The sequence below is a fragment of the Sphingomonas jeddahensis genome (genome assembly GCF_001981525.1).
GTDB lineage: Bacteria > Pseudomonadota > Alphaproteobacteria > Sphingomonadales > Sphingomonadaceae > Sphingomonas > Sphingomonas jeddahensis.
Window position 1 is genome coordinate 34884 of the sequence record NZ_MPSB01000004.1, and the last position, 14562, is coordinate 49445.

The 14562-nt window shown below is 67.5% G+C and carries 11 protein-coding genes; 3 read left to right on the forward strand and 8 right to left on the reverse strand.

Annotation, left to right across the window (positions count from 1 at the left end):
* Positions 1-101: 101 nt before the first annotated feature.
* Complete coding sequence (locus tag SPHI_RS05990; protein ID WP_408640477.1) at positions 102-2252, forward strand: AsmA family protein; 2151 nt, start codon at positions 102-104, stop codon at positions 2250-2252.
* Positions 2253-2366: 114 nt separating this feature from the next.
* Positions 2367-2618, forward strand: a complete 252-nt coding sequence (locus SPHI_RS05995) for a hypothetical protein (RefSeq protein ID WP_076743997.1) — start codon at positions 2367-2369, stop codon at positions 2616-2618.
* 3 nt (positions 2619-2621) lie between these two features.
* Here the strand turns inward: SPHI_RS05995 and SPHI_RS06000 are convergent, their stop codons facing one another.
* The 3 genes from SPHI_RS06000 to SPHI_RS06010 form a co-directional block, all read right to left on the reverse strand.
* Positions 2622-4481 (reverse strand): sulfotransferase family protein, encoded by a 1860-nt coding sequence (locus SPHI_RS06000; protein WP_076743998.1) that lies wholly within the window; start codon positions 4479-4481, stop codon positions 2622-2624.
* Positions 4478-6019, reverse strand: coding sequence for a 2OG-Fe(II) oxygenase family protein (locus SPHI_RS06005; RefSeq protein WP_076743999.1), 1542 nt, complete (start codon positions 6017-6019; stop codon positions 4478-4480). Before SPHI_RS06005 ends, SPHI_RS06000 begins: the two co-directional genes overlap by 4 nt.
* A gap of 87 nt (positions 6020-6106) precedes the next feature.
* Positions 6107-9151 carry a TonB-dependent receptor domain-containing protein gene (locus tag SPHI_RS06010; protein WP_076744000.1) on the reverse strand — a complete coding sequence of 1015 codons (3045 nt, stop codon included), beginning with the start codon at positions 9149-9151 and terminating at the stop codon, positions 6107-6109.
* Positions 9152-9351: 200 nt separating this feature from the next.
* Here SPHI_RS06010 and SPHI_RS06015 point away from each other — a divergent pair, with 200 nt between their 5' ends.
* The gene (locus SPHI_RS06015; RefSeq protein ID WP_144036161.1) at positions 9352-9855 is read left to right on the forward strand and encodes a hypothetical protein; all 504 of its coding nucleotides are present in this window, start codon (positions 9352-9354) and stop codon (positions 9853-9855) included.
* A gap of 40 nt (positions 9856-9895) precedes the next feature.
* Here the strand turns inward: SPHI_RS06015 and SPHI_RS06020 are convergent, their stop codons facing one another.
* The 5 genes from SPHI_RS06020 to SPHI_RS06040 all read right to left on the reverse strand — a co-directional run bounded on the left by SPHI_RS06020 (position 9896) and on the right by SPHI_RS06040 (position 14463).
* Positions 9896-11320, reverse strand: a complete 1425-nt coding sequence (locus SPHI_RS06020) for an SGNH/GDSL hydrolase family protein (RefSeq protein ID WP_076744002.1) — start codon at positions 11318-11320, stop codon at positions 9896-9898.
* Positions 11317-11745: a hypothetical protein gene (locus SPHI_RS06025; RefSeq protein WP_158049629.1), complete on the reverse strand. Its 429-nt coding sequence runs from the start codon at positions 11743-11745 to the stop codon at positions 11317-11319. The genes SPHI_RS06020 and SPHI_RS06025 overlap by 4 nt, the downstream gene beginning before the upstream one ends.
* Before the next feature lie 62 nt (positions 11746-11807).
* Positions 11808-12980, reverse strand: coding sequence for a glycosyltransferase (locus tag SPHI_RS06030; protein WP_076744004.1), 1173 nt, complete (start codon positions 12978-12980; stop codon positions 11808-11810).
* Positions 12977-13888 carry a glycosyltransferase family 2 protein gene (locus tag SPHI_RS06035; protein WP_076744005.1) on the reverse strand — a complete coding sequence of 304 codons (912 nt, stop codon included), beginning with the start codon at positions 13886-13888 and terminating at the stop codon, positions 12977-12979. The genes SPHI_RS06030 and SPHI_RS06035 overlap by 4 nt, the downstream gene beginning before the upstream one ends.
* Positions 13885-14463 carry an LbetaH domain-containing protein gene (locus SPHI_RS06040; protein WP_076744006.1) on the reverse strand — a complete coding sequence of 193 codons (579 nt, stop codon included), beginning with the start codon at positions 14461-14463 and terminating at the stop codon, positions 13885-13887. Before SPHI_RS06040 ends, SPHI_RS06035 begins: the two co-directional genes overlap by 4 nt.
* Positions 14464-14562 lie beyond the last annotated feature (99 nt).

Genomic DNA, 14562 nt, shown 5'->3' on the forward strand with positions numbered 1-14562 from the left:
CGAGACTGGAACCGCCGCGGCAGCCCTGATGGCCGGGCGGTTCGTTTCACCTCGCTTGGAGAAGCGGGCCCATTAGCGGCGGTGGCGGGCAAATGCAACCAATGCGCGTACCAAGCGATTCCGCCCCGATGGAGACGGTGAGCCAGCGTAACGATCCGGCCGGGGCGGTGCGTCCGGACGAACGGCGCGCGCGGCGGCGGCGGCGGATCATCCGCAACATCGTGATCGCGATCGTCGCGATCCCGGCGCTGATCTGGCTGGTGCTGTACGTCACCAAGGGCCGTTTCCTGAAGGGCACCTTCGAATCGGTGGTCGGGCGGATGACCAACCGCGAGGTGCGCGTCGGCGGCGACTTCCAGCTGTATTTCGCGCCTTGGCGGATCAAGTTCTACGCCGAGCGATTCACCATCGCCAACCCGGCCTGGGCGACGCGGCCCTATCTGTTCCGCGCCGACCGGATCGACACGCGGATCGCGCCCTTGTCGCTGCTGTTCGGCAAGCGGCGGCTTTATTCGCTCGATCTGGAGAATGGTGCGGCGGACCTGGAATGGAACGCCGGGCACAGCACCAACACATGGACGTTCAGCGAGAAGAAGGGCGGCAAACCGCTGGAGTTTCCGCGAATCGACGTGGCAACGGTGCGCGGGACCACGGTGCGCTACCTTGATCCGCGGATGCGATTGCTTGCGGACCTCGGGATCGAGGACATCCGATCGGAGAATGCGCGGATCGGCCAGGCAGTGGCGGTGCAGGGCGACGGGCGGATCCGGGATACGCCGTTCCGCGTCTCCGCGCAGTTGCTGTCCCCGGACGCCACGGTGAACCGCGGCGAGAACAAGCTCACCGCGCGCGCCTGGGCGGCGAACAACATCGTCGATGTGTCGGGGACACTGCCGTCGCTGGCCGAGATCGAGAATGTGCCGTTCCAGACGCGCGGGCGCGGACGCGACCTTTCGGAGCTGCTCGGCATCATCGGCGTGGTGCTGCCGGAAACGCGGGCGTACGACCTCAAGGCCCGGATGGTGAAGGAGGGCGAAGTCTATCGCTTCACGCGCATGGCCGGCGTGGTGGGCAAAAGCGACGTAGCCGGGCGTTTGACCGTTACCAATGGCGAGCGGCTGCACCTCGATTCGGTGATCGATACCAAGAGCCTCGACATCGTCGATGCCTCCGTCTTGGTTGGCTACAATCCCGACATTGTTGCGGAGAAAGGCGCCGTCGCGGCGGCGGCCGCGACCGGCTCGGGGCCGCAGAAGCTGCTGCCGGACAATGACTTACCGGTGGAGAAGATCCGGGCCTTCGACGCCGATCTCACCTGGACGGTCCGGCAGGTGAAATCGCGCCGGGTGCCGATCTCGAACATGGAGTTGAAGCTCGATCTCGATCGCGGGCGGCTCGCAATGTCGCCGTTCAACTTCGCCATGTCGCGCGGCAATGTTTCCACCGACATCGTGTTCGATACGCGCCAGCGGCCAAGCGCGGTGAAATATGACATTCGCCTTGCGCCCACCGCGATGGGCCGGCTGCTGGCCGGCTGGGGCGTTACGGAATCAGGCACCAGCGGGACGATCAAGGGCCGCGTGCAGCTTGCCGGACGCGGCGATTCAATCGCCGATTCGCTGGCCAGCGCGAGCGGCCGGATCGCCTTCATCATGCCGCAAGGCACGCTGTGGACGCGCAATGCGCAGCTTGCCGAAATCGACATCGGCACGTTTGCGCAGAAGATGTTTGCCGGCAAGCTGAAGGAACCGGTCAGCATCAATTGCGGGCTGGTGGCGTTCACTGTGCGGGGCGGGATCGCAGCGGCGGACCCGATCCTGATCGACACCCGCAAGAACGTGATCCTCGGTCGCGGGGGCTTCAGCTTCCGCACCGAAGCGATCGACCTTGCGGTGCGCGCCGATGCCAAGAAGTTCAGCCTGTTTTCAGGCCAGTCACCGGTCGGCTTGGGCGGCCATTTCTCCGCACCCTCGCTCGACGTGATCAGCCCCGAACTGATCGGCCGAGCTGGCGCAGGGCTGGGCCTGGCGATCGCTGCCGCGCCGCTGGCAGGCGTGCTGGCCTTTGTTGATGTAGGCGACGCCAAGTCAGCGGCATGCGGCCCGGTGCTGAGCGGAGCAACTGCAGCGGCACAGCGCACCAGCAAGGGCGAGAAGCGCGACGACGTGGGCCGCGGCACAACCGCCAAGGACGAAAAGGGTCAGGAAAAGCCTGGCAAGGAACAGCGGAAGAAGTTCTTGGGCATCTTCTGATCGCGCGCAAGTACAGCCGTGCAACCGGAATGAGACGACGCGTCAGCGCGGCTTGCTGACACGATCAAGCGCGGCTGCTATCGGACGAGTCAGAAAGCTCGGGAACTTCGTCTCATGAACATCGTCGCACATACGCTTTTCGCAGCCCTGCTTGTCACCCCTGTTGCCGCTTCCGCGCAGACGGTGAGCCACCCCAAGGAGGACAAGAGCGATCCAAACCGGATGGTGTGCCGCACGGTTGAAACCACCGGCAGCCGTCTCGGCAAGCGCAAGATCTGTCGCACCGCGGCGGAATGGACCGAGGTTCAGGCGATGGAACGTCGCGATCTCGACCGCAACCAGGCGCTGCGCACGAAGAACAACTGACGCTCAGCCATCATACCCCATCCATTCCGCCCACGGGCGCAGGATGGGGATGACGGGCGCCAGCTGCCCGCGATACCGCTGCCAGCGCGCCACTGCGCGCTGATGGATCGGCTCGATCACCTGCGCATAGCTGGCGGTCTTAACCGGCCCACGCTCCCGCGCCGCGGCGGCGGTGTCGAGCAGCTCGGGCGAATAGTCCGCGCCGATGAACGCCAGCGCCGCGCGCAACTCGGGCTCCGGATCCGCGACCAGCCGTTCGTAGCGGATGCGGTGGGCGTTCAGCCCCAGCCGGGTCTCCGCCTCCCGCCAGGCGGTGAACACGGTATCATAGGTCAGCGCCGCTTCGGTCAGGTCGGTGAAGCTGCGCATCGCGCCGTTGAGGCGGAAGTTGGCCATGAAGCAGCTGAGCACCACGTCATACGGGTGCCGCTCCACCAGCAATACCGGCGCACCCGGGAACAGCCGGGCGATCAGCGGCATGCGCGCCATGTGCAGCGGATGCTTGTCGATCAGCAACCGGCGATCGGCCTGCGGCACGATCTCGGCCGCCATGGTGCGATACTGCGCCCGCAGTGCGGTCAACGCAGCGCCATCCAGGCCAGCAATACGCCCCGGATCGCCGACCGCTCGCTCCAGCGCCGGCACCAGCGGCTGTTCTTCCAGCACATGGGCATTCGGCAGGCGTCCCAGCAGCGTGTCGAGCAACGTGGTGCCCGACCGCGGGAAGCCGGCGATGAACACCGGACTGCTATGCTGACCCGCCGCCACGGCCGCAACAGGGGCGGCACGGAGTGCCTCCGTGCTTGCCGCCACGCCATCGCGATAGCGCCGCGCCGGCGCCGGCCCGCTCACCGCGAGCGCGCCAGCGTTCATCTCCTCGAACAGCGTGAATGCCTTTGCGGCGTCACCCTGTCGATCGGCGATCAGCGCCCGGAGGTGCGCGCGGCGGTGCGCGCCGATCGTTGGGGGGATCGCCCCGGCATGCACCGCCGCCCGATCGAGTTCGCCGCGCCGGAACGCGAGCCAGCCCTCCAGCAGCGCGAGCTCGCCGCCGGCATAGGGGCGCACATGGACGATGAGCTCGGCCAGTGTATCCAGCCGGTTGCGGCTCTCCAGCAGCAGCCCCAGCTCGAGCATCGCCTCCGGACGCGAGCGATCGAGCGTCACCGCGCGGCGTAGCGCAGCCTCCGCCGCGCTGTCATCGCCATTGGCCGCTTCGGCGAGCCCCAGGGCGAGCTGGACGTCGACATTGTCGGGTGCGATCGCCGCCGCGTCGCGCGCCACGGTGCGGCGGGCCTCCTGCCGGTCGAGCCGCTCGAGCACTGCGATCAAGGCAAGATAGAAGGGGACCGCGTCACGCCGATGAGTGATCGCGGTTTCCAGGGACGAAATCGCCGCATCGCCATCGCCCAGCGCCAGTTCGGCCTGCGCGCGATTGGCCCAGCTTTCCGCGTCCTCCGGCCACGCCTCGAGCACGCGCGCGTATAGCGCCAGCGCCGCGGCATGTTCCCCCCCGCGCAGCGCGGCATAGGCCGCGATGCGATCGACGCGCGGCTCTGACGGCAACGGCGCGAGCAGCGGCGCGATCCGCGACACATCCTCGGTACCGGTCAGCGCCTGGGCCAGATTGAGGCGGATCGCGCGATCATCGGGGCGCGCCGCATGCAGCCGATCCAGATGCGCCACCGCGCCCGCCCGATCGCCTAGTCGCAGCGCGAGCATCGCGGCAAGCTCGCGCACAGGCATCGCATCCCGCGCTGCTAGCGCTTCCTCGGCGCGGTCGCGCGCTGCGGCGAGGCGGCCAGCATTGGCGAGGGCGGCGATCTCGCGCAGCAGTGCGGCTTCGGCTTGTTCCTGGCTCATAGCGAGCGCGGTTGCGCCACATCGAAGGCCACCGTCAACCGCTCACCAGCGTCGAACGGCCGCGTGCCATGCCACATGGTGGACGGGAATAGCACCAATGTTCCCGGGCGCGGCGCGATCTCGCGAAACGGCGGCAGGCTCGGCACCAGCCGCTCGCATGCGCCGAGCGTCAGCCAGCCCTCACGCCGCTCACCGCCGAGCCGCTCGGGCAGCGACACGTAGAGCGCCGAGCTGATCCAGCCGTGGCTGTGGACGTGATCGGCATGGAAGCCGCCGTCATTGAGCCGCACCGACCACGAACCCGCGAAGCGGATCGGCGTACGGGGACAGGCGAGCAACGGATGGCTCGTGTCCTGCGGCGGCAGCGTGTCGATGTAGCGCGAAACGGCGCCGCGGATCGCATTGCGCAGCCGCACGATCTCCGGTTCGATCCGGGCGAACAGCGGGCCGTCGGTTTGCGTTCCCTTGCGCACCGATTGGTCGAGCGGCTGGTCACGCGCGATGTGCAGCGTGCGCAGCCGCGCAGCCAGGACCTCGCGGTCGCCCAGCGCATCGCTGATGTCGTGGACCTGGACGAACGCTGGGTCGCCTTCAAGCCAGGCCCAGCGCGCGTCGCCGATCATGCGCCAGGCGAGCGCGACATACGGCCATAACGCTCGTCCTTCACCACGCACGGCGGCGCCGCGTAGTGCGAGCGCACCCGCTTCCTCGATGCGGCCGCGATGGATCAGCGAGCGGACCCGCCACGCGAGGCCAGCCGGATCCGCGCTGTCGGCGAGGCTGTCGAAATAAGCCCCTGCAGCCTGGTGATCGCCCCCTTCGTCGGCGGCGATGGCGGCGAAATGATCAAGTGCCGGATGCGCACCGATCGCCGCGCGCGCCTCCGCAACCACCCCGGGCAGATCGCCGAAACGCTCGGCAAGCGCGAGGGTCGACAGCCAGGCGGACCAGACGGCGGGATTGTCCGGCATTCGGGCTGCCGCCGTGCGATAGCTGCGCAGGTCGTCGGCGTCGCCCGCCATGCGCCGCAGCCGCGCGAGCGTGGCGTGGCCGTCAAGCCAGAGCGGCTGGGCCTGCACCACTGCTTCGATCTCCGCGATCGCACCGGCCACGTCGCCGTTTGCGAAACGCGCGGCGGCGAGCCCTTGCAGCAGCGGACCATCGACCGGGATGAGGCGGCGCGCGGCGAGGAAATCGTCCACGGCGGGCAAGCCCGCCTCCAGCCGCGCACGCGCGGCGCCATGGGCGATGCGGCCGTCGCGGGGCGAGAGCGCGCGCGCGCGGGTGAGCGCCTCGACGGCAGTGGCAAGATCGCCGGTGTTGCGCGCGGCCAGGCCGAACACCTGCCACAATAGCGCCTCGCGCGGGTGGCGTTCGGCCGCCTGGCGCAGCAGCGGAACGGCTTCCTCCTCGCGATCGACCTGCATCGCGAGCAGCCCGGCTCGGGTGGCACCGGCAGCGTCGTTGGGCACCGCACGCCGGAGTGCCGCGAGCGCGGCGGCTGGGTTCGGCAGGGCGGCTCCGGGCGCGGTGGACATCGCCGCTGGCTTAGCGCGGCATCGTTCAAAAGAAAAACGGCGGGCATTGCTGCCCGCCGTCCAAGGTTGCTGGCTTTCAGGCCGGACTTAGAAGTCCAGCGTGATGCCCGTGTAGATGTAGCGACCGATGGCGTCGTACACGCCAACCCAGGTGTTGCCGTTGCACGGACCCGCCGGGCAGTTCGCCGAGCTGGTGATCGGCGGCTGGCGATCGAGCAGGTTGTTCGCACCAAGGCGGAAGTTGAAGTTGTCGCCAACCTTCGCCGTGAACGCCAGATCGAAGTAGTTCTGCGCTGCCAGACGGCTATCGGCCGGCGTGTTCGAACCACCAACGGCGGTGTCGAGCGCGACCGAGTCGAAGTAGCGCCAACGCAGCGACAGGCCGAGGCCGTTCGGTGCGGTGTAGCTCGCGCGCGCCTGATGGCGCCACTTCGGGTTCGGCGTACCGCAGATGTTGCCGTACAGACCGGCGCAATCATACGCGTCCGACACGCCCGGATCGGTGATCAGTTCGTCGAGATACGTGCCGACGAAGCTCAGGCCCACGCTGCCTGCTTCACCGAGACCGACGGTGTAGCTGGCGTTGACGTCGATGCCCTTGGTCGACAGTCCACCGATGTTCTGCGTGGTATCAACGACATAGCCGTTGTTCGAGCGCCACAGCGAACCGAACTGGTCGCGGTTGACCAGGCCGCAGTAGAACGGATCGGAGGTGTCCGTGCAGATACCTACGATCGTGTCCTGACCGATGCCGGTGATCGCGCCCTTCAGGGTGATGTCGAAGTAATCGACCGAAAGGGCGAAGCCGCGCAGGAAGCTCGGCTGCAGAACCACACCCACGGTGTAGGTGTCCGCGATTTCCGGCGCCAGATTGGCGTTGCCGCCGATCAAGCCGTTGTACTGGTTCGACGGGTTTTCAGCCACGGTCTGCCCAACGGTCAGGCCCTGTGCCAAACAGCCCGTGTCAGCCGCCGTGATCGCGAAACCGGCGCAGGGATCCTGCGAGCCGTTGAGCGCGACGCGGTTAGGCGCGAACAGATCCTGCAGCGTCGGTGCGCGAACGGCGCGGTTGTAGCCGCCGCGGAAGCGAATGTCGCGGATCGGCGCGAACTCACCCTCGATCTTGTAGGTGTCCGTGTCGAACGAGCCACCGGCCGAGTTGTTGTACGACGAATAGCGATAACCGCCGGTGATCGTCAGATCGTGGATGAAGTTCTGATTGACGATCGGCAGACGGACTTCGGTGAAGACTTCCTTCACGTCGAAGCTACCCGCAACCGGAAGGGTTGCCGCGCCCTGGCCGGCAAGGTCGCCGGTCTGGAAGGTCGCGTCGGCGAAGAAGTCGAGGGTCTCACGACGATATTCACCGCCGAGCACAACACCCAGGCCTTCTTCGGCCCAAGGCGATTGCACGCCATATTCGCCCAGCGTGCCGCTGATCGAGGCGTTGACCACCGTCTCGCCGTTGATGCCGCGCTGGAAGCCCGGCACCTGGAGATAGTTCAGCGCCTCTTGGCTCACGCCGCCGCCGAAGATGTTGTAAGGAACGCAGTTCGCATCGGTGCCACCGGGCTGAGCCGAGCGGCAGATCGGCGTACCGTCCGGACCCGTGATGACATCAAGGGCGTTGGTCAGACGGCTGACCGAGAAGTCGTTGAAGTACGTCTCGGCGAAGTTGGTGCGGCCATACTGGTAGAAGGCGTCATAGTTCCACGCCGAACCAAGATCACCGCGGACACCCGCCACGAAACGATAGCTGGTGTGCTGCAGATCGTCGCGCCGCGGACCGCCTTCAACGTTACGACGCAGGATCTGGAGGAAACCGCGGTTGTAGGAAGCGCCGCTGATCGGATCGATGAACACCGCTGCCGGATCACCGGCGACGACCGAACCGTCCGCGTTGGTCAGCAGGTTGCCCGGTGCGCAGACGACAGCCGACTGCGCTGCCGAAAGCAGCGGGTTGCCGCAGTTGATCGAGAAGGTGTTGCCGAAGTTGCCCGACGGCGCGATCTGCGCAACCGTGCGATCGTCCATGAACATGAACTCGGCGTACGGCTTGATCGCATCCGAGATTTCATAGTTCGCGAAGAAACCAGCGGTGTAGCGCTCGTCCGGACGCTGGAAGTAGTTGGTCGGTGCGAAGTTGAACGGCGTCGAACCCGGGATGAACGTGCCACCCGGCCCAAGCTGAAGCGTTGCGTCGTTGGTGAAGAACGTGCCGTTCGCCGAGGTCGCCGAACCACCGCAATTGTACTTGCCCAGCCCTGCAGCACGCTGCGCCGCCGTCGACGGGCCAAGTGCGCAAGCCGAATAGTCGCGGCGATCCTGCGTTACCGCGTTGATGTTGCGATAGCCGGCGTAAGCGGTGATGTGGCCGCGGCCATCATCGAAGCTGGTGCCGAACGCGATGGTCGCGTCGATCGTGCCACCGTCGGCAACCTGGCCGTCCGGCGCGCCGAAACCGCGTGCATTGAGCGCGCGCTTCACGTCGGAGCCCGCGCGGTTGTCGTGGTTGTAGAACGAATACTGGCCGTCGATCCGGAAACCTTCGAAATCGGTGTCCATCACGAAGTTGACGACGCCGGTCACAGCGTCCGCACCGTACACCGACGAAGCACCGCCGGTCAGCACGTCGACGCGCTTCACCAGCGCACCCGGAATCGTGTTGATGTCGGCGGCCGACGAGGTCGGGTCGCCCGGCATCAGGCGGCGGCCGTTGACCAGGACGAGGTTACGCTCCGATCCGAGGCCGCGCAGGTTGATCGTCGCGGTTCCGCTCGAGGCGTTGGAATAGCCCGAGTTCTGGCTGGCGAACGCCTGCGGCAGCGAGTTGATCAGATCTTCGACGCGAGTCGTGCCGGTCTGGCGGATTTCGGCCGGGCTCAGCACCGTGATCGGGCTGGCGCTGTCCAGATTCGGCGCGCGCAGGCGCGAACCGGTGATGACGATGTCCGTCGAACCGCCCGAGGTGGCGGGCTCGCCATCGGACGAAGACTGTTCAAGCTGGCCTTCGATCGGGCCAGTGCCCGGCTGTTCGGCCGTCGTTTCAACTTGCGCCATAGCCGGGGTCGACAGAAGTGCGACACCGAAGACGACTGGCGCAACCCCGCGCAGCAGCGCGCTCTTGGTCATGCTAACCACGTTTCTTTCCTTCCCTTTATCTGGCCCGGGCCTCCCTCAGCCCATGTGCCGGCCAGAATAGCCATTGCTTGCAACGCAGCCGCAGCGTTGTAAACCTGAACGCCATGTGACTGGGACGTTCACGGGGGAATGTAGCATATATGCAACAGGGACCTTTTAGGGGGACGCAAAATTTCGTCAGTGCGGCTGGCATGGTCGCTATGTTGCTGGCGATGCCGGTCGCCGCCAAGGATCGGCAGGAAGCGCCGCGCAACGCCGCCGTGGCGAAATTGTCCGCCTGCCGCGCGATCACCACCGATGCGGAGCGGCTCGCCTGTTATGACCGCGAGATCGCGGCGTTCGACACGGCAGTGCGCGAGCGCAAGGTGGCCGTCATCGACCAGGAAGACATCCGCAGGACACGACGCACCTTGTTCGGCATCGCTTTGCCCGCGGTGAAGTTGTTCGGCGACGCGGACGAGAGCGACGCGGAGGTCAAGGAAGTCACCGCGGTCATCAAGTCGACCAGCCAGGGCGAAGGCGGACGGATCGTCTTCACGCTGGAGGATGGCGCCGTCTGGGCGCAGACCGATGATTATCCAGTGTTCTACAACGTGAAGCCAGGTCACAAGGTGACGCTGAAGCGCGCGTCGTTCGGCAGCTATTTCGCCGACTTCGAGAAGACCGTCACGGTGCGTGCCAAGCGGCTGCGCTGATCAGGGCAGGAGCGCCGAGACCGGCGCTCCCGTTTTGTTGCTACCCGCCGGCAAGCGCCGGCAGGACGGTGGCGCGGATCGCCTGTTCGATGCGGCTGGCGTAATAGTCGAAGCCAATTTCAGGCGGGTGGATGTCGTCCGCGGCGATGTAGAGTCCTGCGTTGATCGTGCCGGGCGGTGCGCCGGCTCCATTGTTCCAGCCGCCGAGCACCCATGGCGCCTTGGCGCCGCAGATCGGAACAAAGAAGGCGAGCGGGTCGCCCGCTTGCGCCACCGCTGCGGCGATCGCGGCTTCGGTGGGCGCCGCACCCGGCAGGTTGATCGAGGGGACGCCGACCACCACGATCGGCGCAGCCGTGCCGGCGCGGATCGCCTGCAGCGTTGCCAGCGCCGCTGCCTGCACCGCCGCGGGCGAATAGCCGACGTCGTTGCTTGAGCCCATCAGCATGATCACGTCGGGTTCCAGGGCCAGCGCCTGGGGCACGCGCTGGCCGAATGTTGAGAAAGTTGAGGCACTGGCGTTGCAATAGCCGGTGCCGCCGACCGACAGGTTCCACGCATCACGCCAGCCGAGCCGCTTCGCCAGCAATTGCGCGATCGATCCGCCGGCGAGCCACGGACCGTAGCTCGATCCGGCATTGTAGCTGTCGCCGATCACCACCATGCGCGGCTCGCCGGCACCGGCGGCGCTCACCGTCGCCGCCGTGCTGGTCTGCGCGCAACCGAACAGCGAGGCGCTCTTGCCGGTTTCGAGTTCATAGTAGCGCTGGCGGCGGCCGGAGCTTTCGGTCCAGTCGATCACCAGCCATTCGTCTTGCCCCGCCACCACATGGCTTCCGGGCGTGAGATAGCGGCCATCGACGATGATCCGGACCTGCCCCGAATTGGCGGGGAGGAACAGCACCAGCTTGTCGGCATCACAGGCGAAGGCGACCGAGGCGCCGGCACACATCGGAACGCCCGGCTTCGCCTCGAAGCCGGTGAGTGACCAGAAGCTGGTGCGCAGCGGCGATGGATGCGCGCCGCGCACGCTATAGGCGCCGGGGAAACTGGCCGGAACCCAGTTCGCGCCCAGCGCCGGGTTGGTCGTCGCCACCGAGACGAGCGGGGCGCCATCGCCGGGATCGGCCGCGCGCGCGCCGCCGAGACAGGTCCAGTAGAGCGCGCTGGCGCCGTCCGGCACATATTGGCCACTGGCGGTGGTTGTCGGGCCGCTGCCGCTGGCGGGCGAGGTGCCGGCGATGCCGCACATGTACCAGCTGCCGTTGTTGGCGACCACTTGCCCGGGCGCATAGCTGGTGTCTGCGGAATAAGCAGGCGGCGCCAGCCAGGGTGGCAGCACCACCGGATTGCGCCCCCACGCAGCATCCGCCGCGCGCAGCAGTCGGGCGTGGCGGTTTGCCGCATTGGCCGCTGCCCGTGCTTGCGTGGCGATGCCGCGCGCCACCATGTCGCGCGCGCTCATTGTGCCACCCGATAGGTGAGCGTGCCGCCGAGCAGCGTCGCGGAAAGATGATAAGTCGCGCCAGCCTCGCTCTCGTCCGCCACGGCTTCATTGGCGTTGGCGGTGAAGCGTGCCCAAGGTGCGCCCCCCGCGGTGAGCGGGACGGCCGTCGCGCCGCCATCGGTGGAGCGCAGCAGCTCCACCGTGCCGCTCCAGTCGCCCGAGAGCGTGACCCAGATCGGGCGATCGAGTTCGGGCACGAACGGCCCGGCCATGCCGCTCGCCGTTAGAGATCCGGCGAGCGGCGGCGCTGCTGCCGGTTGGCGGGCGGCGCGCACAGGCAGCGGGTTGCCCGCATGGACTGCCGTGGCGGGGCCATCGACCGCCCCGAAGGCAATCGCATATTGCGGCACGAAGCCCGCCGGTACCTCAACATCAGCCACCATCAATTCCTCCATGTTGTTCATGGTTCGTTCTACATGGCCGGTGGGCGTGTAGGACAGGAGGTTCAGCCGATCGCCTGCTCGATCACGGTGCGCAGGCTGTCGGCGGCGCGTTCAATGTCGAAGCGCGTGGTGAAGGAGGCGCGGGCGCGGCGGCCCATGGCGGCCTGCTCAGCCGAGGGAAGCGCAAGAAAGCGGCTGAGCAGTTCGGTGGTGCCGGCGCATGTATCGGGCGCGACCAGCCCGGCGCGATCGGCAAGCAGCTCGCGCCAGATCCCCACCTGATCGCTGACCAGCACGGGCGTGCCGGCGGCCAGCGCCTCGACCACGGCAATGCCGAAATTCTCCTGGTGCGAGGGAAGCACGAAGGCCTGGGCCGCGCGCAACGCACCGGCCTTGGGCGCACCGCTCAACATGCCGGGAAGGTGGACACGCGATCCGACTCCGAGCCGCGCAGCGGCGGCCCGCAGCGTTGCCGCCATACCGATCTGGTCAGGCCCCGCGATCACCAGATCGATCCCGGGGTGACGCGCCGCAATTGTACCGAAGGCGGCGAGCAGGAGGTTGCAGCCCTTTTTGGGGTGGAGACGGCCGAGGAACAGCAGAAAGGGGCGCTCGCCGAGCTCTGGCAGCAGCGTGCGGAACGCCGCCACTTGCAGTGCCGCGTCGCCGCCAATGTCCGCCGCGCCATAATTTACCACCGTGCCGCGCAGGCGATATGGCCAGAACGCACCCTCGGCACGGCGTTGCTCCTCCTCGCTGGTGAACAGCACCGCGCGGGCGCCGGCGAGCAGCGGTCCTTCCGCCAACCACCAGCTTGCCTGCTTGACGAGGTGCTTGAACGGCGCGGTGCGACGGAACCAGGGATCGAGCATGCCGTGGGGAAAGACGAGGTAAGGCGTCCGCCCGCCGATCAGCGCCTGCCCTGCCCCGCGCGCGGCGTAGCGCCACAGGCCCGAGACGATCACCGCGTCGTAATCGGCCGCGTGCGCCCGCAGCCACGGGATCATCGCTGCGCTGTAGCGATACCGCTGGCGGAGCGCTCGCCCACGCGGCGGCCCAAGCGCGAAGATACGACCGGGGTAATCGGCGAGATGTGGCTCGTTAGGAGGATCGAGCGTCAGCATGTCCTGTCGGTGCCCCTGCCCTGCCCAGATCTCACCAACCCGGCGCGCCCCCTCGATCGGGCCGCCGGTGCGCGGATCGGCGCTGGTGATGATGCGCAGAACCCGCGTCATGCGCGTGTCGCCAGCGGCAATCCGCTGAGCGCGGCGAGGCGCGCCAGCCGTTCCTTGTGTGAGGCGCAGGCGGCGAGCGCCGGCTCCCATTCCGCCACCTTGGCGGCGACAAGGAAGCGATACCAGAAGCCTTGCAACAGATGGTAGATCAGGCCCGGCCGGCCATCGAGGAAGCCGAGCTGGACGATGTAGCGGAACAGGAAATAGCCCGCGGGCCCCGCCCATAGCGGCAACCGATCATAGATCCGCGTCTTGAGCCAGCGCTTGCGCCGCGCCTGAGCCGTGAGCGGTGGGGTGGCGGCGGCGAACAGGTGGTGGCGGGCGGCGAGCACCTCCACCGCCTCGCGGCTGGCATAGCCATTGTGCTTGGCGGTGAAGAAGGTGAGATCGCCGAGATTGGCGTCCGCGAAGCCACCGGCGAGGGTGACCGTGCGGCCGTGATCCACAACGACATGCTCATCCATCCAGCGCGGCTCCACACGCGCCATGCCGGTGCGCCAGATGCGTAGCAGGCGGAGAGGATAACGGCCGCCGTAGCGGATCCAGCGACCCATGAAGATGTGCTTGCGATCGAGCGTGACGCCGGTGATGTCGGGGGCGAGCGCGGGGAGGTCTCGCACGATCGCAGCGGCGAGATCGGGTTCGATCAGTTCGTCGGCATCGAGCCGCATCGTCCAGCCGGTGTCGATCGCACCATGATCGAGCGCCCATTGCAGTTGCGCGGCATGGCTGGTGAACGGATGCTGGAGCACGCAAGCGCCGGCGGCGCGGGCGAGCGCCACGGTATCGTCGCTGGAGAAGCTGTCGACCACCAGCACGTGGCGCGCGACCCCGCTGACGCTGCCAATGGCGCGGCGGATGTGGTGCGCCTCATTATGGGTGAGGATGACGACGGTGAGGTCGATCATGCCGCGGGCTCGAAGCGGATGTTCCGATGGCGCAGCGGCGTTGCCGGATTGCCGCGGTACACCGTCCAGGGTGCGAGATCGCGCATCGCACAGCCGCGCGCGCCGAGCACCGCCCCCTCCCCCACCGTCACGCCCGGCCCGACGAACGCCTCCGCCGCAATCCAAGCGCGCGCGCCGATCGCGATCGGGCGAGCGACGAGCTGGAATCCGGGATCCTCGATGTCGTGCGTGCCGGCGCACAGATGCGCACGCTGCGAGATCACGGCGTAAGCGCCGATCGTTGTTGGGGCCATGGAATAGACGATCGCGCCGGGGCCGATTGCGGCATGATCGGCGATCGACAGATTTGCCGGCGACCAGATGCGGGCGCTGGCATAGACATTCGCCGTGGGGGCAACCTGCGCGCCGAACAGGCGGAGCAATAAGCGGCGCCAACCGCGCAGCGGCGGCGGCGTCCAGCGCGCGAGCAGCAGCCAGGTGATGCTCCAGGCCAATCGATACAGACGATTGCGGCGCGTGAAGCTTGGCCCTCCTTGCCACGCGCGCGCGGCATGGCCGTCAAGCAGCAATGTCATTGTGCGACGGCACCCCCCGATGTCCCCGGCGCGGACGCTAGGTCTTGGTTAACGCAGATGCAATGCGCAGCATCGACCGGCCGGCGCCGCGGCGATACG